Origin of the sequence: Yaniella halotolerans DSM 15476, from assembly GCF_000420805.1 — a bacterium.
Lineage (GTDB): Bacteria > Actinomycetota > Actinomycetes > Actinomycetales > Micrococcaceae > Yaniella > Yaniella halotolerans.
In genome coordinates this window covers 1196208-1220735 of the sequence record NZ_ATVQ01000001.1, presented here as the reverse complement: position 1 = coordinate 1220735, position 24528 = coordinate 1196208, and the positions used below count along the sequence as shown (strand labels likewise).

Below are 24528 nucleotides of genomic sequence, written 5' to 3'. Positions count from 1 at the left end.
GTTAGGCCTTGGACCAGATCCTGGTGTTGAGGTTGAAGTGTTCGACCAACGATAAAAAGGTCACCAGGTCTTCGTAGATAGCTTTGGCGACGCTATATCCGCCGTCGTTGTCAGTATCCAGTTGGAAACTGAAACGGTCTTCATCCAACACCACCGCGAAGTACATCCACGAACCACGGAAGGACACGGCGATACGCTCCGACCCCATCCGGTCGGAGACGTCGCTGATGGCCAACATCAGCTCAGGGGACAGCAGGTAGCGGGCTTCCACCTGATCGCTGGTCCAACCGGCGAAGCGCTTGGTAATACCTGGATCTTCCAGTTCCATCGGTTCCATGCCGTCGCCTGCCGCGCTGTCTTCGGTGAAGTTCCGAATCGCCTGGGATTCTGTTTTGCGAGGCAGCAGGTAGGTTTTCGAGCTAAAGTCCTTGTGGAAATCGGCGGCGAACATCACCATGGATGGTCCGGCGGCTTCGGACATGGCTTCGAACTCGCTGTACTTTTCCTGCACCGAGTTTTTGATGGAGTCTGGTACGAAATCTAACAGCGAACCACCGCGTTGCTGACGCTCTTTGTAGTACCGCCAGTGCACCCCGTGTTTTTCGCGTAGCTCACGGTCGTTCGCTCGTTCTTCGCGACGTCGCTTGCGCTCCAGGCGGGCTTTCGACTCGTCGCTGAGTTCTACTTCCGAGCTCTGCCATTTCACATCTGACAGCATGAACCGGGTGTCACCAAACGTGCCGCTGATGAAGTCTTCTTGACGGGCTTTTGGATCCCGGATGAAACCGGAGGTGCTCAGCACCGAGACCGGGATGCCGCCTTGTGGGTCGTAGCTGGCTTTCAACTCGGCTTGCTGGCCGGTAGCTGACGTCGCCGTCATGCCTTCAGCCAGTGCTTCGATCATGGGCGCGACCACTTGTTGCGCATGTTGATCGGAAGCTTGCTTATGATGGCGAAGGCCAATCATGACCGATGGGATCATCAGCGCGAGACCGACGACGATGCAAAGTAGCGCGAACAGGGGCTGGCCGATGAAAAAAGACAGGAGCGCAACGAAGATCAGTACGACGCCGAGGACAGCCGGAAGCCCAAGGAGTAGACCTTTGCCGCTCCATGATCCCATCCACGCAGTATTGCGGGAGAGCTGACCAGCGTCTTGTTCAATTTTCGTCCAGACGGTATCGAAGTCTGGGGCGGAGATACGATCATGCATTAGTCGAGGTAGCCTTCCAAGTTATAACCGGCCTGCTTGCGCTGATCGGTTAGCTCAAAGAGTTCGTGGTGTTTGAATCCCATCGGTGCAGCGATCAGCATCGTAGGAAATGTCTGACGGTGGGTGTTATATACGGTGGCCGAACGGTTGTAGACCCGGCGTGCGGCCTGCAAACGCTCTTCCGCCTCATTGATGGTGCGCTGCAACAGCTCCACGTTGACGTGGGTCTGGATTTCCGGATAATTTTCGATCGATGCAAGACGTCCTGGACTGGCCTGAGCTGCAGCGTTCATGAGTTTCTGCTCGGCGTCTTCCATCGCGGCGTTGACTTCCATCTTTTCGGAGATGGTCAACTGATCAATAGTGCGACCGGTACGCAGCGCGGTGGCATCCAGCACCAGATCGACTTCTTTTTTCACTATGCCGGATACGGCATCGGCTTGCGCTTTAATCTGATCAAAGCGACTTTCCAATGCCACATCGATACCGCGTACCGCCTCGGTCGAGGAGTTGCGCGACTTCACCAACCGGTTGTACGTGCTGATCAACCAAATGACCAGGACGAGGACAACTACGCCAGCGATAATTGGGACCCAAGGTATGTTCACAGGACAACATTCCTAACAAAAACTCTTGTAGGTGACTAAAGCACTATAGAGTACCACAAATTTTGCTTGGAGCATGGTGAAGTTGAAGGATAATGGGCTGAATATTCGGTGAAAGGGTATCGAACACAAAACGGCCGCTACAGTTCTGAGATCCGTTGAACTGCAGCGACCGCTTGCTAGAACATGCGTTGACTATGCGTTGCGCGGATATCGCTGCTTGAAGTCTTGAGCGATATCCTTCATGAACGCAAACTCCACGCCCGGGTGGGAAGCGAAATGATCAAAGAGCCGTTCGAGCATCAGCAACACCTGCGGACGACCAGAAACATCGGGGTGTAGTGTCATCGGATACACCGCATAGTCCATTTCCCGGTATACCCAGTCGAACTGGTCCCGCCAGAGTTCTTCGATATCTCGTGGGTTCACGAACCCGTGTGAGTTCGGACTGGACTTGATGAACATCATCGGTGGCAGATCATCGATATACCAGGACGCCGGGATCTCGACCAGGTCCGTCTCTTCACCTCGCGCCAATGGTTTCATCCATTCCTTAGCAGACTCCGCCTGGTAGTCGATATTCGTCCAGGTATCCCCGACACGCACATAATATGGGGTGAAGTCACGGTGCATAAATGAGTGGTCATACAGCATACCTGCTTTGGAGAGCAGCTCGTTCGTGTAATGGGACATCTCCCACCACGGTGCAACATAACCCACGGGCGCCTTGCCCGCTCGACGTTGAATCAGGTCGAACACATATTCAAAAACCTCGGTCTCTTGCTCCGGAGACATCTCCAGCGGGTTCTCGTGTGAGTAGCCGTGGTGTCCAATCTCGTGACCAGCTTGGACTACCTGGTCGAATTGCTCGGGGAAGGTTTCAATCGAATGGCCCGGCCAGAACCAGGTGAACGGGATCTTGCGTCGCTGGGCCAACTGCAGCAAGCGTGGGACACCGACTTCACCCGCGAAGAGTCCGCGAGAAATATCGTTCGGTGAGTCTTCGCCACCGTATGAACCTAGCCAGCCTCCGACGGCGTCAACATCGACACCTACTGCAATGTAGATTTTCTTTGCCATGCTCAAAGCTCCTTCTCAAAAGGGTCTGCTGCCGTGCGCATCGGACAGATGCGGGTCAGCTAGTTCTCACTGTAATATTGGAGCCCAGCGAAACCAGGGCCTCATCAGCGACAAACTAGTGCGCAGCCAGCTCCACAACTTTGACCATGGGCTTATACCATGAACCGTGATAGTTTGGGAATATGTTAAATTCCTCGTTCTTGCCTCTGAGCGACGGTATCCGCACACTGCGGGTGTTTGCGGCCCAGGATACCGGACGCTACCTCGCGGCTGTCCAGGATCCACTCATCCAGGAGTTTGGCTATCTACCAGCGGCACAACATACGGAGCGATCGGTCGCACAACTCGCCGAGACCGTTGCGCCGCTAGGACTGTCCCGTGGCGATTTGGGGTTGTTGAGCATTGTCGATGACTCGGACACCTTTCTCGGCAGTCTGGTGTTGTTCAACGCGACTCGGGATAGCGCCGAGGTAGGGGTCTGGCTGCTACCCCAGGAGCGTGGATCCGGTCATGCACTGGGTGCCCTCAAACTTGCGGCCACGTTCGCGAAGCAAAGCGGGCTGCGTGAGCTCATCGCACGAAATGTCGAAGACAACTACGCCTCCAAGTACGTCGTGGAACGTGCAGGGTTTGAAGAGGTCGCCCGCGGCATGGACAAGACGCCGTCCGGGGAACAAGCACCGCATGTGCACTACCGGCTCGTACTGCGCTCCTAAAACACGAAGTCATCATCGCTATTCGCGTGAAGCAGTGGTGGCCTCATCGTCAGTATCCGTTTCGCCAGTACGTTTGGCAGCTGCCGCAGCGACGGCTGACTCAAATTTCTTCTGCTTGCGTTTTTTGCTGGAGACCAGCCACCAGATCAGTACGCCGAGGATGAGCACAATGATCAACTGCGGAATCGGAATGGCTGCAGCAGTGGTTTCACCGGAACTTGTGGTGAGCTCGGCATCGACCTCGTCCTCGCCAACGATCTGCGGCTCAAGCTCCACCGTCGAATTCAGCGCAAATAATGGCCACACATCGTGTTCTACCTGTACCTGGGCTTCACTACCGGGCAGCACTTCGCGGATGGGCTCGGGCTGTTCATCAGCCCCGGCAATGCCAAACGGGCCGGACAAGTGCAGCGCTTGTTGAGCACCGAGGCGCACATTTCCTTCGTTGGCAACAGTGTAGGTAATGGTTGCGGTGCCCGGCGCGAAGGGATTCCAGTTCTGCTGATAGTCAACATCCATGTCCTTCACAGCTAGCGTGGGCATAATATCGCCGTCAACACGTAGGTGAATGCGAGTTCCGACGCGGGACACCATTGAAACATCTTCGTCGGCCCCTGAGGAGACCGAAGCGGCAATACCCGCCGGTTGGTCGCCGGGGGTCGCGTTTTCGGGGACGGTCACGGTGAACGGCACGGTCACAGTCTCATCGGCTGGGACGGTGACCTCTTGCTGTTCAAGCTCAACCCACTGGCCTGCTGCCTCGTTGTCTTCACCCGGCGGCAAGATGTCGAACACCCCGGAATCCGAGACAATCCCGTCGGCGGCTTCTAACGTGAAGGTGGCCTCCTGGGCGGAGAAGTTTGTGAGCTCGACGGCGTCTTCGACACTTTCACCCGGAGGCACATCAAAGCGGAATGACACTCGGTCGTCTTCGTCCTCCTGCGCAGCAGGGGTCAGCGACCATACGGTGGATGGCGCTTCTTCGCCATCAGCAGCGGCAGGCAGTGCAAGGAGTATAGTCGCCACAAGCATCAGCAGCACCGCAAACAGGGCGGCGAAAGTTGTGCGATGGGTGGTAGCAGCGGATTTGGAGGACATCGTCAGGGTCTTTCGTCAGTGAAGTAAACGGAAATACCAACGACGTCGGCCCCCTCGGACCGCGTGCAGCGGGCCGATGGTAGACCGACGTCGTGTGGAGTGCACATGGTGGGTGCGTGGTGGGTTAGCGTGGCTGAACCTGCCTGTTAGTCAACTGGGAATAGTGAGACCGACAGGGCGCCTTCGTAGGTGCCAGATGCGGTGTCGACTGGGACTTCCAGGTTCAGGTCAGCGGCCAGTTCGGTCGAGCCCATGCGGTTGTCAGCGTCGGCTTGCCCAAGGGTCTGTGGCGTGGCCAGGCCTTCGCCACCGGTCAAGGTTCCGGCTACTGCGCCACCTGGGATGGGGTTCTCGTCTTCATCGACGACGTTTGGTACCCAACCCAAGTGATCAGCGGAGACAGTTTCATCACCGGCGGTCAGATCCGAGGACTGCCCGGCAACAGACCAACCATTAGCTTCATTGCGGGTGTCAGTGACAGCTACCGAGGGCATTTGACCGGTCATACGCAGGCGGTCACCGGCGTTGCGCTGGTTGCCCAACGAGGCAGAGCCTTCAGAAACAGACAGCACCAGTGAGCCTGGGTCAGGGTTTTCGCCATCATTGTTATCGCCCAGTCCGCGAACATCGGCCTCAACAGGAATATCACCCTCAGCCGGCTCCTCAGAACCGTCGTCCTGCTCAACCCAGAGTTCATCCTTGAAGAGGTTGGCAACGGTGGTGTTATCGATGTAACCACCGCGAACATCATCTTCACCGACGGTCGAGTTCAAGATGGCATCCGAGCCGGCGCCTTTGAAGAAGTATGGGACCAGGTGGTTGGTGTGGTTACCGGATGACCAGCCAACGGTTGGTAGCTCACCGGCTTCACCGGTCATTTCGGTGAACGCTGGATCGTCTTCGGCACCGCCCAGGTATCCGGTTTCGTGGTCAGCGGTGACCACGAGCAGGGTTTCATCCCAGGACGAGTTTTCTTCGACCCAGTTGACTACGGATTCAACGGAGGCGTTGAAGTCTTGGGTTTCTTCGATGTTCCTAGTGGTTTCGTTTGCGTGACCGGTCCAGTCGATCGCGCCACCTTCGATCATGAGGTGGAAACCGTCTTCATTCTGGCCAAGAACTTCGAGTGCGCCTTCGGACATGGTTGGCAGGTCTGGAACATTGTCATTAAATGGCACTTCGCCCGGCAGCTTGCCTTCTGAGTCGCCGCCACGAGCCTGCTGCAAGGTTGTTTCAACCTGGGCCAGACCAAAGACCTTCTCGGTTCCGATCTCACCGTTGGCGAGCGCTTCAAAGTCAGACTTGGATTCGACGTAGTCCCAGTCGGTCTCGCCGTTGGAAACCGCATTGTAGGTGTCTTCAGCGATGTAATCGTACGAGGCGGATTTTTCTTGGCCGCTGTCATCGTATTCTGGGTGGCCTGCACCCATGACAACGTCGAGGTATTCGGCGTTGACCATCGAGTCGCCGATTTCAAGATAGTTGTTGCGGTTCTCGTTAGCTACCGCGTAGGAAGCTGGAGTCGCGTGGCTGTACTGGACCGAGGAAACCACGCCTGCAGAACGACCGGTTTCATGCGCGAGCTCGGACATGGTCTTGAGCTCGTTGCCTTCCGGGTCCACGTTCAGGGCGCCGTTTTCGACCTTGGTGCCGGTGGCCATGGCGGTACCTGCAGCGGCGGAGTCTGTTGGGCTGTCTTTCGCCCAGTTGAAGTCACCCCACGCGTCGGTTGAGTCATATTCCCGATCTGCAGCCAGGCTGGTCAACGAGGTGGTGGTCAGGCCCAGGTGGTTGAAGTTTTCGTAGACCTGGACGGCATCGCCGTCGTGTTCGGTGACGTCGCCTGCCTCACCGGAAGTAATGTATTGCGACTGACCGGTTTCATAGAGGTTGGTATTGACCACGTGGTTGTAGCCCATACCGTCACCGATCATGACGATCACGTTTTTGGGAGCTTCGGCGCTGTTCTGATCTGCGTTGGCGGGTGCAACAACGGCACCGGCAACCACGGCAGCTGCCAACACACCGGTCGCGGCGCGCTGGATACTAATCTTCGACATGTAGGAATCTTCCGTTCACGATGATGAGAGGTTTCCATAAGCCAAACCGGTTGTGCAGTCTGGCTGTCGGCCACCCTCATGGGGGCGACCAGACTTCACTGTAAGGAAGCTGTATAACGCGAAAAACACCACCGAGTGAATACGGCAACAACTCTTTTTCGAACCTTTTTCAGCACAAACATTCCCGCGTAAAGCGCAGTATGTCGCGCCAAACTGGACATTGTCATAGACAGATCCGGTCAACTTCAGCGTGGTTTGGTTCATTCGTCGTTTAGCTTGGTGACCCAGGACACTGCCGTGGAACATTTATGGCTGTGGATTCACTACAGTTGGGCACATGAAGATTTTGCTGTTGGGCTTTGGCTCCATTGGTCGGCACATCGTTCGGTTGCTCGACCACGAGTTCACCGCGATGGTGCGCGATATCGGTGGGCACCGGGAGCGCGGTACCCACGGTGTCCGGCTGATCACTGCCCAGCACTTTGAACAAGCCGTTGCCGAAGCCGATCTGGTGGTCGAGGCCGCAGGCGTTCCCGTCGCCAAGGAGTTCCTGCCGCGAGTTGATAAGCCCTTCGTCCTCACTTCGGTTGGTGCCCTGGCGGATCCGGCAACCGCCGAGCAGTTAATGACCCCGCATTTACACGTGACCAATGGCGCCATCGGTGGCTTCGACCTCTTTGAGGCCGTGGCGGACCAACTCGACCACGTCTCGATCACCACCTCAAAAGCCCCGACCGGACTGATTCAATCGTGGATGTCACAGCACGAGGCTAATCGGCTAGAAGAACTCACCGAGCCTGAAACCATCTTCACTGGCAATCCAATTGATGCGATCGAAAGATTCCCCGGCAACGTCAATGTCGCGGCCGCACTCGCCTATGCCACGCGCGGTTCAAAACCTCTGACTACCTCGCTGCAACGCGTCCAGGTCCAGTTGGTCGCAGATCCGGTGCGCACTGATTCCGCCCACCACATCGAAGTTTCCGGTGACGCTGGGAAATTCACGTTCGAATTTGTATCCTCCCCCAGCCCGATCAATCCGGCGACCTCTGGAACGACGGCGCTCTCGCTGGCAGCAACGATTCGCCGCCTCGAGCCGCATATCCGCCGCGGCTAAATGGCCATAGGCTCTAAATCCCTGTCATACTGTGTCGAATTAGGATGGTGGTGTGAGCAATATCGAGCTAGAACCAAAGATGAGTGCAGCCCCGGTGGACCGGACCCGAAAGTCCGGGGCCGGGCTAGAATCCCGAGCAATTTGGGTTGCCATCGCATTCGCTACATTGGCGGTTGCGACGGGCCTGCTCACCTTCTCCGGCAAACTCACGCCACTTTCTGCCGACTACTCCGTGGGGACGATCGCTGGTATCACAGCAGGCATCGCCGCCGGCATCTCTGCTCTGTTAGGACTCATCATTGCCACCAGTCCAGAAGAGGGCAGCCTGCGATGGATGCGGCGCAGATTCTGGGGCTGGTGGATCATTGATTTCACTGGACTGATGATCACCCACGGGGCCATCGCGACACTGGCCTCGCTGAGTACATTCCGGCTCTTTCAGCAAGCGTTTCAAGGGCTAGTCGTCGACGCCATTGCAGCCACCGTCATGCTGTGCATCGTCGGCGCTGCGGCGGCCTATTTCGGGTTCAGTTCTGCCTCACGAGTCTCTACGACCTCAATTTCCACACTCCTGGCACTGTTCATGGGCGCCGGGGTGTTGGCCTCGATGCTCCTGGCGGAAAACCCATACTGGTGGCATAGATTCTTCTCCGAACTGGGGACCCTGCAGGCTGGCGTGCTGTCCTTCTGGACGTTCAATACCACCATCACGGTCTCCGGGATCGTCCTGATCACGCTGGCGAACTTCATCTCCCAGGACCTCTACACGTGGATCGCCCACCGAAAGCGTCAGGGCAAGCGTCCCGGGTTCGTCCGAATGCTCAAAGTCGGCATGATCGTAATGGGGATCTGCATGATTGGCCTCTCCGTGATCTCGATTCACCTCCATGACCCGATCCACACCAGCTTCGTGCAAATCTTGGCGGTCACATTTGTCATCCTGTTGTTGAGCGCTCCAATCTGGTTACCGGGCGCACCCGCAGCAATGTATGTCATCAGCTACCTGATGCTAGGGCTCGGAGTTTTTGCGGTGGCCTTGTGGAAGCCCTTCGGTTACTACAACCTCACCGCGCTCGAACTGGCGTTCGCTGGGATCATTTTCGCCTGGTTGGTTGTCCTGATTCGAACTGTTGACGGCATGGTCTTCGATGCCACCCGGCAACAGTCCGACGTGCAACCCGATCAAGAGCTCAACGGGCACGCGGACACCACGGTTGCGAAAGCCGCACCATGAGTCCCGTCCGTTCACCGCGTACCGGCGCCCAGTTAGGTCGGGAAGGTATCGTCCTGGCCGGTGCCGGGGCTGCTATCGCGCTGCAGGTGGCCCACCGATCGGTCGCAGCCGGGGTGCAGCAGCACTCCAACTTCACGGCAGATCCGCTGGGCCGGCTGTCTCGCACGCTGCAATATATCTTCGCGGTTGTGCTGCCCGAGGCCCAAACAGCCGAACACACCGTGACCAATTGGGTCAGACAGGCCCATATACCGGTTGAAGGATTTGTTGACGGGTCACCATACAGCGCTGCCGACCCCGATACGCAGCGCTGGGTCACCGCAACCCTGTATTGGACCGCAGAGCAGATTCGCTGGCGCATCTGGGGCGAACAGCATCCCGCCGACGCCGAACAAATCTACCGCAGCTACGCCGTACTAGGTACTGCCCTAGGTATGCCTCACGATGCGTGGCCCCAAGATCGTCACGCCTTCCAACGGTACTGGGATCACCAGGTGTCGTCCCTGGAGGTCTCTGATGGCGCACGACAGATCATGACGGATCTTTTTGCCGCCCAAAGTGCGCCCGCATGGCTACGAACCGCCATGCCACTTGCCAGGTTTTTGACCGCTGGACTCTTACCCGACCGGATTCGAGTCCAGCTCGACCTGGTCTGGAATGGCGCCGAGTCTCAACGCGAAGACCTTCTGTGGCGCACGCTCCGCCACACGTATCCCCGCCTGCCCGCTGGGCTTCGACATGCACCGGCACGGTTCGTGGTTTCCGGACTCCCCAAACACGATTCGCATAGACCCTAGGGACCGGGAAGCAGCCGGGCACCTGCTGTTATCCCTGATCGGTGTACAGATCCTCGTATTGGCTGCGAATAACCTTCTTATCGATCTTGCCCACCGAGGTCGCGGGAATTTCATCGACCACCATGAACTGTTCGGGCAGCTGCCACTTGGCAAACTGTTTCAGCAGGTGTTCATCAACTTCTTCCTTGGTAATCTCTTCACCTTCGAGCAACACCAACAACATAAAGGGTCGCTCATCCCACTTCGGGTGCTCAAGCCCAACAACTGCGGCCTGGTTGACCTTCGGGTGGCCCACCATCGCATTTTCCATGTCGATCGATGAAATCCATTCGCCACCGGATTTGATGACATCCTTGAGCCGATCAGTGATCTTGATGAAGGCGTTTTCGTCAATGGTCGCCACATCACCGGAACGCCAATAGCCGTCCACGAACTTATCGGCCATTTCCTCATCGGACATGCCGTGATAGCTTGCGGTAATCCACGGGCCCTTGATCAGCATCTCGCCTTCGGTCTTGCCATCGGCTGGCACTTCATTGCCAACGCCATCGACGATTTTCATTTCGACATTGACCGGAATGCGTCCCTGCTTGGAGCCATAGGCTCGAATTTCTTCTTCGGTCAGATGCTCGCGCATAGCCGGGGTGATGCGGTTGACTGACACCAACGGTGAGGTTTCCGAAGCACCATAGGCGTGCACAACTTCAGCGTTAAAAGCGTCCTTGTACTCGGTGATCATCGACAGCGGTGGTTCGGTTCCACCACATAACAGACGCAGTCCAGTCAGGTCTTCAATTCCCTTAGATTTGAGCACCTGGAGCATCGGCGAGAAGATAGCCGGTACACCGTTGGTCACGGTCACGCCTTCATCAGTCAAAGCACCGGTAATATCTCCGAGGGTGTCAGCAGAGAACTGCCCGGGCAGCACGAGTTTTGCACCGGCCAACACGGCAGCCTGGATGGTACCCCAGGTCAGCACATGGAACATCGGCGTAATCGGCATGACTACATCAAACGGCGTAACATTCAGACCGTTGATAAACGCGTAGGCGTGCAGAAACTGCGAGCGGTGCGAATAGAACACGCCCTTTGGCCGTCCCGTCGTGCCGGTGGTGTAGCCGGCAGCAAATGCGGAGTCTTCGGACATATTTGGCCACTCATCTAATGGTTCGGCCTCCGCGATGAGATCTTCGTAGTAGACGGCGTTGGGGAGATTGTGGTCAATTTTGCCGTCGGACAGGATGACCCAATGTTTCACGTGCTCGGCACGCTTGGCGATCGCCTCCATCATCGGCACCAGCGTCTCATCGACCACCACCACCGAGGCTTTGGTGTCCTCCATGACGTAGAGCAGATCCTCATCTCCGAGGCGAAGGTTCAGTTGCGTGAACACTGCGCCGATGGCCGGCACCGCCCAGTACAGTTCATAGTGCCGCAGGGAGTTCCAGTCCATCACTCCAACACGGTCGCCGACGCGCACGCCGAGTTTGGCCAGTGCTGCTGCCCCGCGTTCAATTCGTTCAAAGTTCTCCCGGTAGGTGGTGCGTCCCCATTCGCCGTTGGAATTACGGTGCACGATTTCCGTGTCCGGAAAAGAACGGACGGATTGGCGGATGAGCCGGCCCATCGTGAGCTGATAGTCGTCTTGCATGGTCGATGGGTAACCGTGAACAACTGGCGACATGGTGGTCCTAACGTCGAGGAAGAAAGCAGTGTGCTCTACACCACAATATCGGAGAGGCGGCTCGCCGTGAAGGAATGCTAACACTTTTACTGCAAGTGAAACTTGCTCAATCAAAGTGTCAGTCACCTGCCGGCCCTGCATCGCCAAGCCCCTCAACGGTGAGGTCAAAGTCGGAGCGTTCAGCTTCCAGCACTTCGGCGACGGGTGTCCTCGTCGGATTCGCCATCCCCGAGTTGCTCAATGAATCGGTCAACCCTCCGAAGCTTCAGGTGCCTGGTCCTCGGGAGCCACGTCACCGGGTTCCGTCTGCCCCGAGGTGGCAACACCGGCGGATCAGCGTCATCACCTGCGCCACAGGCTCTCAACAAAAATAACCCAAGGACCGCGAGGGTTGGTTGGACGCACGCTTCATGAGTGGAGTCCTCTTCGTCGCTTTATGTCCTTTATATATTTTCCTTTGGAGCAGACAGTAGGGTTAATGCGCGAGACACGTTGAGACATTGTTTATTTGCGCGTACATGACGCATGCGGATTCTGCGGCAGATAGATGAGGACTACTGGGTCCTGAACTCGTGGCGCGCAGGATATCCAGAATCCGCGCAAAGCCCCTGCTGATCTGCAGGAAGTGCGCTAGGCCGAGAAGTCTCGAAGGTCTATTGAATCCTTGACTCCTCCGGTAGGCTATCCAAATAACGTGACACACATCACCCAATATCATCACTCACCGAAGTCCTTTATGGACCAGCCTTAAGGGGTTCCATAGCAATGACTCAACTTCTCGACATCCTTGATCAGATTAGTTCCTTCGTCTGGGGGCCGTTCTTCCTCATCCCCCTCCTGCTCGGTGTGGGGTTATATCTCACCATTCGTCTTGGCGGGTTACAGTTCACGAAACTGATCCCGGCACTGACACTGGGCATCATTCGGCGAAAAGATCCCGGCTCCGAAGGCGATATTTCACAGTTCCAGGCGTTGACGACGGCGTTAGCGGCCACGATCGGCACCGGTAATATCGTTGGCGTTGCCACAGCCTTGGCCATCGGTGGACCCGGTGCGCTGTTCTGGATGTGGGTGACCGGTCTCGTCGGCATGGCTTCGAAGTATGCCGAAGCATATCTCGGCGTCCGGTTCCGTGGCACAGATACCGCCGGCGAGAAATCCGGTGGCCCGCAGTATTACCTCTCCCGCGGCATTAAGGGGCCAATCGGTAAAATCCTTGCATTCTCGTTTGCTATCTTCGCAGTCATCGCGTGCTTCGGTATCGGCAACATGACCCAGGGCAATGCCATCGCCTCGAACGTGGAGAGCAGCTGGAGCGTCCCCATTTGGATCACCGGCCTGATACTCACCATATGCGTCATGCTGGTATTGGTCGGTGGCATTAAATCCATCGGTCGAGTCACTGCTGGCCTGGTGCCAATTATGGTGATCTTCTACGTCGCCGGCGCGATCTTCATTCTGTTGGCAAACCTGAACGCTCTGCCAGGCGCGCTCGCCCAGATCTTCACCGACGCGTTTACCGGCACCTCAGCAGCTGGTGGATTTACTGGCTCTGCCATCATTATCGTCATTCAGTTCGGTGTGGCTCGCGGTATGTTCTCCAACGAATCCGGCCTCGGCTCCGCCGCTATCGCAGCAGCTGCAGCTCAAACAAGCCACCCGGTCCGCCAGGGTCTGGTCTCCATGACACAGACCTTCATCGACACCATCATTGTGGTCAGCTTCACCGGACTGGTGATCATTACCACCGGTACCTGGAGCCAGTCCGACCCCGAGACCGGTGAACAAATCGAAGCCTCACTGATGACCGGCGAAGCGTTTAGCCACGGTCTTCCCGGCCAATGGGGCCACTGGGTGGTGACCATCGGGCTGGTGCTCTTCGCGTTCTCCACCATGCTCTCCTGGTCCTACTACGGCGAGCGCAACATTGAACGCCTCTTCGGACGTAGCCTGGTCATGCCGTTCCGCGTGTTCTTCTCATTGGTCGTCTTCATTGGCGCTACCGCAGAACTCGAGGTCGTCTGGCTCTTCTCGGATATCTTCAATGGTCTGATGGCGCTGCCAAACCTCATCGGTCTGGCAATCCTGTCGGGACTCATTGTGCGAGAGACGAAGCACTACCTCAAGCACGATCCGAAGCTCGAAGCAGATGCCGACCAAATCGAAACGTTCATGGCTGGTCGGCCCGGATGGGACGAATGGAAATCCGGCGACGTCGTCGGCTCCTCGCGCAACTACGGTGTCGGCAAGAACTCGCCACCCTCCTAGCAACCAGCACACCAAAACACGACTTCGCCGTCGCGTGTACCCTTCCTCTTCCTCTTCGGGTGCATGCGGCGGCGTCGCTGTTCCGGGGTAGACGACCACCTCTTGGCCACGTAGCGTTGCAAACACCAGGCCCTCAAAGGGAACCGGCCCAGGGCCGACAACCAGGAGGAAATCATGGTCGACAATATTTATAACATCACCGAAATCGTAGGCACGTCACCCGACGGTACTGACACCGCCATTGCCAACGCCATCGAAGAGGCGTCCAAAACCCTGCACAACCTCGATTGGTTTGAGGTGCAGTCGGTCCGCGGAAATCTCAATGAGGGACACGTCGTCGACTGGCAAGTCACCATCAAGATCGGCTTCCGCCACGAAACCAAAGGTGAGTAACGCCCACTAGGACACATTGGTACGCGGTGCAGCCTCGATTAGAGTTGCACCGCGTAACCATTTCTACGTTAGGAACACCATGCCTCGCACCACCATCGGAACCGGCGCCGTCCTCATCGTGATGGGGATTATCGCCTATATCGCTACCGCATTTGCCAGTTGGACGGCGCTGATTCCAGCCATCCTTGGACTCATCATGCTGATTTGCGGTCTCATTGCCCTCAAGAACGCCAAAGTCGGCCTCATCATTGCGCTAGTCGTTGCGGTCTTAGGCATACTCGGGACCTCGATGAATGTCATGCAACTGGGTGAACTGTTTGCCGGTGACGCCGAACGGCCAGCCGCCGTTATCACCAGCACCCTGACCTTCATCCTGCTCATCATCTACGTGATCGTCGGCATACGCTCCATGGTCACCGCTCGCAGACAAGACAGCATTCAGGCATAACTTCTTTTCCAGTCAGCCGTCGTAGTGGATTTCAACTCGACGGTTAGCTGCAAAGGTCCCGGGCTCTTCGACATCCTCGGTTTCTGCCGGGTCCGAATCGCCCAAGCCCTCAACGGTGAGGGCGAAATCGGACCGCTCGGCTTCGAGTACCTCCGCGACGGCGTCGGCCCTCTGCTCGGACAGCTCCTGGTTGTCGAAGTCAAAGGAATCGGGCACGGGCCTGGAGTCTGTGTGCCCGGTGACTTCTACCGTGGCGCCATCAGCAACGTCGGCGACAAGTTCATTGATCTCATCCGAAGCGCTGTCCGGCAGTTCCCAACTGTTGGGCTCGAACAGGATGTCGGTTTCCAAGACGATCACGTTGTCTTCTTCCGATTCCCTGTCGCCGAGACGTTCAATGAATCGGTCGAGATCATAACGCATGATCGCATTTTCGGGGTCATAGGCAACCACAGCGTTCTCCCAGCTCTCACCTGAAAGGTCGGGCTGCTCGGTCGCCTCGGGCGACGGGGACTCCGGCTCGGCGTCGGCCGGGAGCGCTCCGGTCAACAACAGCGCACCGATACAACCTGCAGCTAGCACACCAACTGACATACCACAACGCGCATCACGCATCGTCATCATCCTCGTCGTCGGTGCTTTCACCGGTGTCTCCCGAACCGGGTTGCGTGTCGCCCCAGTCGATTTGCACGTTCTGGAATTCTTGAGCGCCTGGAACCACAGCGACGTCTACGGTGTCGATGTCGTCTTCAGGGACCGGGAAGTGTGCCCAGTGCACATACTGTTCACCCGAGCGAACTTCAACGTCACCGATTGCTGATGCCCACGTTTCTGGTGCAAACCGTCCAGCAAACCAGCCGCCACCTTGAACGTGCGGGTTGGTCGATACTCGCGGTACGTGATACGCCTTCATGTTCTCACGGTCATTCACCACGGGTGCCAGCACGGAGCCGATCTCGCCGTGAAGCTCCCTGAACTCCACGCTTTCATCTTCGTTTTCAAATTGCGGCTCAAACACGACGGAAACCTGCATCGAGTCACCCTGAACCTCCGGGGGCAACAGTCCCATCGTGATTTCTCCGTCATAGCCTTGCATCGGATAGGTGATGGTTTCCATCGCGTCGTCCATCCTCCGGGTGCCGTCCTGCGGACCATCCTGAGCATCGGCGGATTCTTCTTCCGCATCCGCGCCTTCAGCTGCCCCCTCGTCGGGAGCGACGTCTCCCGGCTCAGTTTGGTCCTGGTTTGGGGTCACCTCGGGAGCCTCGTCGCCCCCTGCTCCGCAAGCCGTTAAAACAAATAAACTCAATACCGCCAGTGCGGGTTTTGGTGTGCGTGTCATCGTGCTGGTCCTCTCCTCAGCCGGATGTTGTCTACACAGTTTCGACCGGGGCGGACTCCATCGTCAATGATCGCAAGGCAGTTTATGGCATGTTTATTGAGCTATACATGACTCACGCGGATTCCGCGGTAGATAAGGGTAGACCTCTCGAGCCTACAACCAAATCGTGGAGTCTAGTATTAGTGCCATCTGCCAAGGAGCCTCACGACGCTTTCTGAGCGGGCCACATCACGCTACGTCTGACTGCACATCCTGGAACATCTTCTGCCGACCGAACCCGGCTAGCTTAAAAGCGCTCCATGTCGATGATCGCAAATCTGACACACCGAACCATTGCGCATTCTCAATGCTGCCCTGTGGATGTACGCCCGCTAAAACTTCCTCACCATCCATATCCCACGAGGTAACTATGGATCTCAACCCCGGTGTCATCGCGCCGTTCCGCTGTGACACCGGGGTTGATTTACTAGGAGCAATTAGTTCACCTGAGCCTTAGAACCCGCGGGCGATGAGTTCCTTCATCACTTCGTTGGTGCCAGCATAGATCTGCTGGACGCGGGCGCCAGCGTACATGCGGGCGATCGGGTATTCCATCATGAACCCGTAGCCGCCCCACAGCTGGAGGCAGCGGTCGAGCACAGAGTTCTGGACGTCGGTCGCCCAGTATTTTGCCGCGGATGCCTGTTCACTGGTCAGGTTGCCTTTATCGTGTTCGGCAATGCAGTAGTCGACAAACGTTTTGGTAGCCAGTACTTCGGTTGCGCACTCGGCCAGAGTGAACTTGGTGTTTTGGAAATCCATCACGGTCTGGCCGAAGAGTTTGCGTTCCTTGGTGTATTCAATGGTCTGACGAACCGCTGCTTCGGCTTGACCAACCGCGGTAATGGCCACCGCTAGACGCTCCTGTGGCAGCTGCTGCATGAGTTGGCGGAAGCCTTGACCGTCGCCGGCCTCCCCACCAATGATGTTTGCTGCTGGCACACGCATGTCCGTGAAGGACAGTTCGCGGGTGTCTTGACCGTGAGCACCGAGTTTTTCCAGTACACGGCCACGGGCAAATCCTTCGAGACCGTCCGTTTCGGCCACGACTAGTGAGACGCCTTTGCCACCAGGATTGTCGTTAGTGCGAGCCACAATCACAATGAGGTTGGCCTGGGATCCGTTGGTGATGAACGTCTTGGAACCGTTGATCACCAGGTCGTCGCCGTCGGGGGTTCCGGTCGTACGGATGGCTTGCAGATCCGAGCCGGTTGTTGGTTCGGTCATGGCGATGGCGGCGACGAGTTCACCGGTTGCCAGTCTGGGCAGCCAGCGCTGTTTCTGTTCTTCGGTACCGTAGGCCACGATGTAGTGAGCGACGATGGTCGAGTGAATGCTGTAGCCCCAAGAATCATCTCCGGCTAGGCCCTGTTCGTAGAGGATGGCGGCTTCGTGGGAGAAGTCTGCGCCACCGCCACCATATTCTTCGGGCACTGAGACCAGTAGAAGGCCGTTGTCGCCGGCTTTGTTCCAGAGCTCCCGGTCGACTTCGTGGTTTTCGGCGAAGCGCTCTTGGTTTGGAGTCAGTTCACTGGCGATAAAGTCGCGAGCCATTTCGCGAAGGTCAGTGTGCTCTTCGGTTTCCCAGATGGGGTTGTAGTTGTCCAGAATCATGGTAATTCCTTAGCGTGTTGAGACCTTTCCGGTCTTTTCGGCAATGGGGGAGATAAAGATGGGTTTGATCAACCAGGCAACACCAACGGTGACGGCAACAGAGACGGCAAAGACTCCGATCCCCCACCAGTCGCCAGCATCGCGGGCGGTAAACATCATGTTCAGATTCGACAGGATACCTGTCGTGAAGACCAAGAACAGGTGCACCAGGATGAACACGATGAAATACACCATGGTGCCAAAGTGGATCTTGCGCGCCACTGGCAACGAGAAAGCCTTGTTGATCCCGGCATGCTGTGGCCACCAAGTCGACAACCGCAACCCGGTCAACACCGCCAACGGTGCCGCAACAAACACCGTCAGGAAATACGTCATGATCTGCAGGGCGTTGTAGTACACCCACGAGTGTTCTTCCGGCCAGTCCAACGACACATACTGCAGCCCAGCCGAGACAATATTGGGGAAAATATCCCAATTCGTCGGCACGATCCGCATCCAGTGGCCAGTGGCAAACACCATGATGTAAAAGAACAGTCCATTGGCTACCCACAGCACGTTAAACGACTGGTGGATCCATTGCTGGATCGACACCTTCTGTGGAGTGTTCTTCTTCCCAGGCGAATAGAAACCACCAGCATTGGGGGTCCAATACGCCTCCGGTCGCTCCTGATTGCGTATCAAGAACCCTGAACGAATCACCATGACCATAATGAAGAAGTTGAAGAAGTGCTGCCAACCAACCCAACCGGGGATACCAGCAGTCACACCATCCCGATGCGTGGGGGTGCCATCATACGTACCAATAAACTCCGCCACCGGATCCAAGGTTCGCAACCACTGAGCCAACAAGACCACACCGGCAGCAACAAGCGCCACACCCAGCAACGAGAGCAATGCCTTGCGAAGCTTCGATGGCTGCCTGACGACGTCCTTTTCCACGGTCTCGGTCGCCGCAGGCTGAGCCGCCGGTGGCGGCGTCACCACTTCCGGCATCTTCACCTCAGGCTCAGCAACCGGTGACGACGCCGCGGGTGCACCCATACGCTGCTTCACCGGTGCAGTTTCTGGCGTTGGCGAGTCCATACGCTGCTTGGCAGGCTGCGGGTCAGCAACAGGAGGCTCTTTAGTAACAGCAGGTGAAGCAATACTGTCGGGATGGCCTACCGCAAGTGGTTGCCACCCTTGCATCCGTCGTCGTGGCAGATCCTCGGTAACCGGAGCAGGCGCAGCATTGGTTGACCCTGCCGGAACCGCCTCTTGAGCAGGAGCTGTTTCAGCAGCTACGACTGGCTCAGACTCTGCCACACCAGCCTGCGGCCAAGCCGTCCCGCTAGCAACGACAGCTGGTGGGCCATCATGAGCTACCGATAACGGCCTCCAACCAGCCATCCGACGACGCGGAACATCCGGATCCTGAATCGGACCCGAAGACTGCACCGTTTGCGCCGGAACCTCACCGGTAATCGCCTGCTCTGGAGCTTCTTGCGTTTGAGCTGGTTCAGCCGAACTTGCTACAGACTGCTCTGCAGCAGAGGACGGAGCGGCACCAGCAACAGTGTCAGGTGCGGCAGTATTGGCAACTGTGAGTGGCTGCCAACCTGCCATCCGGCGCCGGGCCACGGCAGGGTCTTGCACCGGACCAGACGAGGCAGGCGCCTGAACATTGGCCGCTGGCTGTTCTGCGGGTTGTTCGACCGGTGCTTCAGCTACCGGTGCAGCGGGCGCTGGTGTGGGTTCCGAGGTGGCTTGTTCGGATGTAACTGGCTCAACGGGAGGTTGGGGGTCAGTGTCAGCTGGCGCCGGAGTTGGCGCATCAGTGTTTTCTACCGCCAGGGGTTGCCAGCCGACCATGCGACGTTTCGACATAAATATCAGCTTTTACGAGTCTTGAGTTCGTCAACAACCTGTGGCAAGACCTCAAACAGATCCCCCACCACACCAAAGTCGGCCACATCAAAAATTGGCGCGTCTTCGTCTTTGTTGATCGCAATAATGGTTTTAGCAGTCTGCATCCCGGCCAAGTGCTGAATCGCACCAGAGATACCCACCGCAATATACAAATCAGGCGACACAGCAACACCGGTCTGGCCCACCTGCAAATTATGCGGCACATACCCAGAATCCACGGCAGCACGCGATGCACCAATAGCCGCACCAAACTGATCCGCCAGATCCTCAATCAACGAGAAATTCTCTGCCGAACCCAACGCACGACCACCCGACACCACCGCGGAAGCAGCAGTCAATGCTGGCCGGTCCCCGCTGACCTCGACTTCCTCGGCCGACACAATCGTGGCCCCGACAGCCGTGGAAATCTCAGCATCCGAGTGCACCACGGCAGGATCAGCCACCGCATCCCTTCGAGCCTCGATAGCACCCGGACGGATCGTGACGATCATCAGACCACCCTCCACGGTGGATTCGGTGTTGTAATCCCCACCAAATACCGCGTGCTGGGCAACCGGTTCCTGACCGTCTTCGTCCCAGTACAACCCGGTCGCATCAACGGCCACGGCACCCTTGGCACCGATAGCAATCCGTCCAGCGATCGCAGCATTCACCGGATTCTGCGTAGCCAACAGTAGCGAGGCACCGTAGTGACGTACTGCGGCAACCCCGGCAGCCACCACCGCTGAACCCAACTGATCTTCCGGACCAGCATGAACAAAAATCTCGGTAGCGCCGGCGGCACCCAGCTCTGAAAGCGTCTGCGCATCAGGGGTTTGGGTCACCACAGCAACAGGTTCACCAACAATCGAGGCGGCACCCAATACCTCAGCAGGGTCAGCATCAGCTATAACAGCAAGCACTTTAGTCATCTCAGGACTCCTTTAGATCAAGTGCCGAGTGGCAAGAAAGTCAACAAGTTCAGTAGCAGCGGTGTCACCAGAAACCTTCACACCGGCTTCTTTCGGCGGCCGTTCCGCCGCCGACACCATCACATTGCGCACATACGCCGCCCCCGGTCCCGCAGCGACACCAAGATCTGCCAACGACGTCACCGTGATGTCTTTTTTCTTGGCCTCACGAATGGATTTAAAGTTCGGCAACTTCGGCTCGCCAGCCTTCTCAGTCAACGACACCACCACAGGCGTGGCAGCAGAAAGGGTGAGCTTCTGTGTATCAGTATTGGTCACAGCCGTCACCGAACCCTCGGCAACCTCAATCGAGTCAGCATACGGAATATGAGCGCGACCGAGAATCTCAGCCATCATCGCCGGAACCATACCTCCACCACCATCGGTGGACTCGGCCCCGGAAAGGATCAGGTCAGCATCCTTGGCAGCCTCGGCCAGCACACGAGCCGTCTGGATCATATCCGAGCCCGCCAGCCCATCATCAACAATATGCACCGCGCTATCGGCAGCCAGTGCGAGCACTTTACGAATAGCCTTGTCAGCACCTGCCGGGCCCATCGTCACCGCAACAACTTCAGTAGCAGTGCCAGCCTTTTTCAGCTCCGCAGCCACCGCACACACGCGTTCGTCAATCTCATCAACGATGTTCTCCGACGCCTCACGGGCCAACATACCCGTATCCAAAGCAATCGAACGCTTCTCATAGGTATCCGGCACCTGCTTGACTAACACTACGACTTTCATAACCACCCCAAAGTGACGTCGTTCACGTGGACTATATGGTTGTACAATATACCGTACAATTTAGGCGTCCCATATTTTTTAAGTTCATCGAACAGCGACGCCTGTGCCATCCAATAAGGTAGACCGTATGTCCACTGCAGAACTCAACGCAGATCTCACCGCTAAGGCACGCATCCGCCAGGTGGCTCTGGAACTCTTTGCCCTCAACGGCGCCGATGCCACCTCGATGCGCGCGATTTCGTCACGCGCCGGCGTCACGGTTGGTCTTATCACTCACCACTTTGGCACCAAAGCTGGCCTGATACAAGCCGTTGAAGACGACATTATTGACGGCATTCAACGAGCGATTGCCTATAAACCATCCGACGCAAACGTGGACGGCGTCGTGCGAGCACTGGACCAGCGCCTCATGGACCACGTCGATGAGAACCCGCTAGTCGTAGCCTACTTGCGCCGCATGATGCTGATCGAAACCAACGGTGAGGGCACCGACATCACCGAGCGGTTCACGCGCATGGCGCTGGATCAGATTGAGGATCTGCGTTCCCGAGGTATCGCCTCCACCTCTCGCGAGGCCGAAGATCAGGTCATGCAGGTCATGCTCGTCCAATTAGGACAAGTTCTTTTGCAGCCCTTTTTGCAACACATCGCCGGCCACCTGGACCGGGATCCGGAACAATATCGTCTGAGTCTGCGCAAAACGAAAAATTAAGACACTCCTTGCCATTGTTGAAGGCTCAAGGGTCCCCTAACGCCAGCGTCGACATGCCTCACAGCCTGTTTTACAGTTTGTGAAGCCCAACAAGCAAGCGTGCCCTCATCACTGTATAGTGACTGACCACTTCGCTATGGCGAATAAACACCCATCCAGAGCGACCGAGAGATCTGGCTCTACGACGTCGCAGCAACCTGCCTACAGGCCCGGTGCTACCGCCAGCAACGATGGAGGATACTTGTGATTTCTTTCTGCAACGTTTTGAACACTTTCCGCTCCCCGAAACGACTGCTCCTTGGCAGTCTTGCTGCTGCAAGCACACTAACACTGAGCGCATGCGGTCTCGCCGACAACGATGAACAGCGTATTTCAATGATCCTCACTGAGTCGGGTCCCTTCCAAGAGCCCACTGAGATCGCAAAAGATACACTCGAAGCCGAAGGCTGGACGTTAGACACCACCTATGTCACAGATATCGTGCAGCCGAACCAGGTCGTGGCTAACGAGGAATACGACGTCAATTATTTCCAACACCTAGCGTATTTGCGGCAGTTCAACAGGGACTACAACCTTGACGTCGAACCACTTTTCGCCGTATTTCAGGCCCCTGCGGGCATATACTCAGAGCACCACGATGCCCTAGAAGATCTACCACAGGGCGCTAAGATCGCCCTCCCGGTTGATCGCGCCAATAATGGACGAGGTCTGCTGTTGTTACATGAGGCAGGAGTATTGACAATCGATGACTCCAAGGACGTCACGGAGATTTCACAAGAAGACATCATCGACAACCCTCGTGACTTCGAATTTATCGAAGTGGATCAACAGTCACTAGCACAGACGCTTCCAGACGTAGACGCTGGATTTTCCTTCACCCGGCTTATCGCCGAATCAGACGTTGAGGTCGACGCCACAGACCCGCTGATTATCGAGGAAGATGCTGAAGCTCAACTTCCCTACACGGTGGTGATCGCGGCGGCTCCCGGTTTTGCAGAAAACGAGCCGGAGAAATACGAAGCATTGCGTGACGCCTACCAGTCAAACGAAGTACAAGAATGGTTCGACAACTACATTGGCGGGCTCAAGAATACTGCTTTCGATATCGACGTCCAAGAGATCTGGGATGATTTCCAACAGGAGAGCACGAGTTGACTAGGGACACTGAATAAACACGGTGAAAAACCAACCGCCGAATTCTCGGACGGGAGACAATGATGATGTTCTCGAAATGGTCGAGAGAATCATTGTCCCAAGGAGATGAACCCGTCCATGAAACTGTCACCCGCATCAGAAGCCGTTGTTAAAGAAACCGCCGGAGTCGTTGCAGAAATCGCCGATGACGCCACCGTATTGTTCTACCGCGATATGTTCGAGGCCCACCCCGAACTCCTCAACGTCTTCAACGAGGCCAACCAGGCCATCGGTGAGCAGCCAAAAGCACTCGCCGCCTCAGTCGTGGCGTTTGCGGTGAACCTGATCGACCCGGATGCACCAGACTTCACACCGGTCATGCAGCGCATCGCCCATAAGCACGTCTCCCTGGGCATTAGCGCACCGCAATACCTGATCGTTGGGCACTATCTGCTCGGCGCAGTAGCCAAAATCCTTGGCGATGCAGCCACCCCGGAAATCGCCACGGCCTGGGATGAGGTCTACTGGCTCTTCGCCACCGCACTCATCGCCGAAGAAGCACGCCTCTACGCCGAAGCTGGGACCGATCCAGCGGAACCCTACCGCAAATACCGTGTGGTGGAACGCTTCGAGGAATCCGACGAAGTTTTCTCCCTGTTGCTCTCCCCGGTTTCGGGAACTGTTCCGGCCCACCGCACCGGCCAGTACGTCGGTCTCGCCGTGGACCTGCCAGACGGACGTCGCCAACCACGCCAGTACACCATCTCGTCTGGGCCGCGTGGCGACACCCTGCGCGTCACCATTAAGCGCGTTCGCGGTATCAACGGCAACCCTGATGGCCGGGTCTCCGGTTGGCTACACGAAAACGCCACACCGGGCACGATCCTGGATGTCTCGCAACCAGCCGGCGACGTCATTCTCGATGAGTCTGAGGCTCCCCTGGTGCTCGTCTCAGCCGGTATCGGCATCACGCCGGTGGCTGCGATCATGGAAGACCTTTCGCGTCGCAATCCGGACCGTACCGTTCGTCTCTTCCACGCCGATAAAACCCACTCGCACCACGCACTGTACGACGGCCTGCGCCGCCAAGTCCTCGCAATGTCCGATGCGCGAGCACAGAACTGGTACGAGGAAGGCGCCGAAAAAGCTCCTACCCTGCACCCGGCTCGACCAGGTTTCATGGACCTATCCGACGTCGAACTACCAGCCGAAGCTCAGGTGTTCATGTGCGGTCCGCTGCCATTTATGCAGATTGCTCGCAAGACCCTCATGGATCAGGGAGTGCCAAGCGCTTCGATCCACTACGAGGTCTTTGGTCCGGACATGTGGGCACAAAACCCCGACGCTTAAATACCGCAAAATACTGGTGCCG

General features: G+C 57.0%; 23 protein-coding genes and 1 riboswitch. Of the genes, 10 read left to right on the top strand and 13 right to left on the bottom strand.

Features of this window, described 5'->3' with window-relative positions; translation table 11 throughout:
* Position 1: 1 nt before the first annotated feature.
* The 3 genes from G583_RS0105895 to G583_RS0105885 all read right to left on the bottom strand — a co-directional run bounded on the left by G583_RS0105895 (position 2) and on the right by G583_RS0105885 (position 2898).
* Positions 2–1213, bottom strand: coding sequence for a DUF3137 domain-containing protein (locus G583_RS0105895; protein WP_022870264.1), 1212 nt, complete (start codon positions 1211–1213; stop codon positions 2–4).
* A complete protein-coding gene (locus G583_RS0105890; RefSeq protein WP_022870263.1) occupies positions 1213–1821 on the bottom strand; it encodes a LemA family protein in 609 nt (202 codons plus the stop codon). The genes G583_RS0105895 and G583_RS0105890 overlap by 1 nt, the downstream gene beginning before the upstream one ends.
* Positions 1822–2013: 192 nt before the next feature.
* A complete protein-coding gene (locus tag G583_RS0105885; protein WP_022870262.1) occupies positions 2014–2898 on the bottom strand; it encodes a polysaccharide deacetylase family protein in 885 nt (294 codons plus the stop codon).
* 182 nt (positions 2899–3080) lie between these two features.
* Here G583_RS0105885 and G583_RS0105880 point away from each other — a divergent pair, with 182 nt between their 5' ends.
* A complete protein-coding gene (locus G583_RS0105880) occupies positions 3081–3614 on the top strand; it encodes a GNAT family N-acetyltransferase (RefSeq protein WP_022870261.1) in 534 nt (177 codons plus the stop codon).
* Positions 3615–3632: 18 nt separating this feature from the next.
* Here the strand turns inward: G583_RS0105880 and G583_RS0105875 are convergent, their stop codons facing one another.
* Positions 3633–4712 (bottom strand): WxL protein peptidoglycan domain-containing protein, encoded by a 1080-nt coding sequence (locus G583_RS0105875; RefSeq protein ID WP_022870260.1) that lies wholly within the window; start codon positions 4710–4712, stop codon positions 3633–3635.
* Between the two features lie 146 nt (positions 4713–4858).
* Entirely contained in the window at positions 4859–6772 is a 1914-nt protein-coding gene (locus G583_RS0105870; RefSeq protein ID WP_022870259.1) for an alkaline phosphatase, read from the bottom strand.
* Positions 6773–7109: 337 nt separating this feature from the next.
* Between G583_RS0105870 and G583_RS0105865 the strand changes: the two genes are divergently transcribed.
* The 3 genes from G583_RS0105865 to G583_RS0105855 are packed head-to-tail and all read left to right on the top strand — an operon-like array spanning position 7110 to position 9920.
* Positions 7110–7889 (top strand): aspartate dehydrogenase domain-containing protein, encoded by a 780-nt coding sequence (locus G583_RS0105865; RefSeq protein ID WP_022870258.1) that lies wholly within the window; start codon positions 7110–7112, stop codon positions 7887–7889.
* A 52-nt stretch (positions 7890–7941) separates the two neighbouring features.
* Positions 7942–9123 (top strand): hypothetical protein, encoded by a 1182-nt coding sequence (locus tag G583_RS0105860; protein WP_022870257.1) that lies wholly within the window; start codon positions 7942–7944, stop codon positions 9121–9123.
* A complete protein-coding gene (locus G583_RS0105855; RefSeq protein ID WP_022870256.1) occupies positions 9120–9920 on the top strand; it encodes an oxygenase MpaB family protein in 801 nt (266 codons plus the stop codon). The genes G583_RS0105860 and G583_RS0105855 overlap by 4 nt, the downstream gene beginning before the upstream one ends.
* Before the next feature lie 28 nt (positions 9921–9948).
* Here the strand turns inward: G583_RS0105855 and G583_RS0105850 are convergent, their stop codons facing one another.
* Positions 9949–11604, bottom strand: a complete 1656-nt coding sequence (locus tag G583_RS0105850; protein ID WP_022870255.1) for a long-chain-fatty-acid--CoA ligase — start codon at positions 11602–11604, stop codon at positions 9949–9951.
* A 118-nt stretch (positions 11605–11722) separates the two neighbouring features.
* Positions 11723–11857, bottom strand: coding sequence for a hypothetical protein (locus G583_RS17050; protein WP_281162069.1), 135 nt, complete (start codon positions 11855–11857; stop codon positions 11723–11725).
* A gap of 512 nt (positions 11858–12369) precedes the next feature.
* Between G583_RS17050 and G583_RS0105840 the strand changes: the two genes are divergently transcribed.
* The 3 genes from G583_RS0105840 (at position 12370) to G583_RS0105830 (ending at position 14713) form a co-directional block, all read left to right on the top strand.
* Positions 12370–13872, top strand: coding sequence for an alanine/glycine:cation symporter family protein (locus tag G583_RS0105840; protein ID WP_022870253.1), 1503 nt, complete (start codon positions 12370–12372; stop codon positions 13870–13872).
* Between the two features lie 174 nt (positions 13873–14046).
* A complete protein-coding gene (locus G583_RS0105835) occupies positions 14047–14265 on the top strand; it encodes a dodecin (protein ID WP_022870252.1) in 219 nt (72 codons plus the stop codon).
* A gap of 79 nt (positions 14266–14344) precedes the next feature.
* Positions 14345–14713 (top strand): hypothetical protein, encoded by a 369-nt coding sequence (locus G583_RS0105830; RefSeq protein ID WP_022870251.1) that lies wholly within the window; start codon positions 14345–14347, stop codon positions 14711–14713.
* 12 nt (positions 14714–14725) lie between these two features.
* Here G583_RS0105830 and G583_RS16280 read toward each other — a convergent pair whose 3' ends face one another.
* From G583_RS16280 to G583_RS0105795, 6 genes are all read right to left on the bottom strand, one after another.
* Complete coding sequence (locus tag G583_RS16280) at positions 14726–15328, bottom strand: OmpA family protein (protein ID WP_022870250.1); 603 nt, start codon at positions 15326–15328, stop codon at positions 14726–14728.
* Entirely contained in the window at positions 15321–16055 is a 735-nt protein-coding gene (locus tag G583_RS0105820; protein WP_022870249.1) for a hypothetical protein, read from the bottom strand. The genes G583_RS16280 and G583_RS0105820 overlap by 8 nt, the downstream gene beginning before the upstream one ends.
* A 492-nt stretch (positions 16056–16547) precedes the next feature.
* Positions 16548–17708: an acyl-CoA dehydrogenase family protein gene (locus tag G583_RS0105810; protein ID WP_022870247.1), complete on the bottom strand. Its 1161-nt coding sequence runs from the start codon at positions 17706–17708 to the stop codon at positions 16548–16550.
* A 9-nt stretch (positions 17709–17717) separates the two neighbouring features.
* Positions 17718–19574: a cytochrome b/b6 domain-containing protein gene (locus tag G583_RS16925; RefSeq protein WP_022870246.1), complete on the bottom strand. Its 1857-nt coding sequence runs from the start codon at positions 19572–19574 to the stop codon at positions 17718–17720.
* 5 nt (positions 19575–19579) lie between these two features.
* Positions 19580–20527 carry an electron transfer flavoprotein subunit alpha/FixB family protein gene (locus tag G583_RS0105800; RefSeq protein ID WP_022870245.1) on the bottom strand — a complete coding sequence of 316 codons (948 nt, stop codon included), beginning with the start codon at positions 20525–20527 and terminating at the stop codon, positions 19580–19582.
* A 12-nt stretch (positions 20528–20539) separates the two neighbouring features.
* A complete protein-coding gene (locus tag G583_RS0105795; RefSeq protein ID WP_029629307.1) occupies positions 20540–21310 on the bottom strand; it encodes an electron transfer flavoprotein subunit beta/FixA family protein in 771 nt (256 codons plus the stop codon).
* A 127-nt stretch (positions 21311–21437) separates the two neighbouring features.
* Here G583_RS0105795 and G583_RS0105790 point away from each other — a divergent pair, with 127 nt between their 5' ends.
* The 3 genes from G583_RS0105790 (at position 21438) to G583_RS0105780 (ending at position 24506) form a co-directional block, all read left to right on the top strand.
* On the top strand, positions 21438–22022 hold the full coding sequence (locus tag G583_RS0105790) for a TetR/AcrR family transcriptional regulator (protein WP_022870243.1): 585 nt from the start codon (positions 21438–21440) through the stop codon (positions 22020–22022).
* Between the two features lie 148 nt (positions 22023–22170).
* Positions 22171–22259, top strand: a riboswitch (SAM riboswitch).
* Between the two features lie 6 nt (positions 22260–22265).
* On the top strand, positions 22266–23177 hold the full coding sequence (locus G583_RS16275) for a MetQ/NlpA family ABC transporter substrate-binding protein (protein WP_245540579.1): 912 nt from the start codon (positions 22266–22268) through the stop codon (positions 23175–23177).
* Between the two features lie 117 nt (positions 23178–23294).
* Positions 23295–24506 carry a globin domain-containing protein gene (locus tag G583_RS0105780; RefSeq protein WP_022870242.1) on the top strand — a complete coding sequence of 404 codons (1212 nt, stop codon included), beginning with the start codon at positions 23295–23297 and terminating at the stop codon, positions 24504–24506.
* Positions 24507–24528 lie beyond the last annotated feature (22 nt).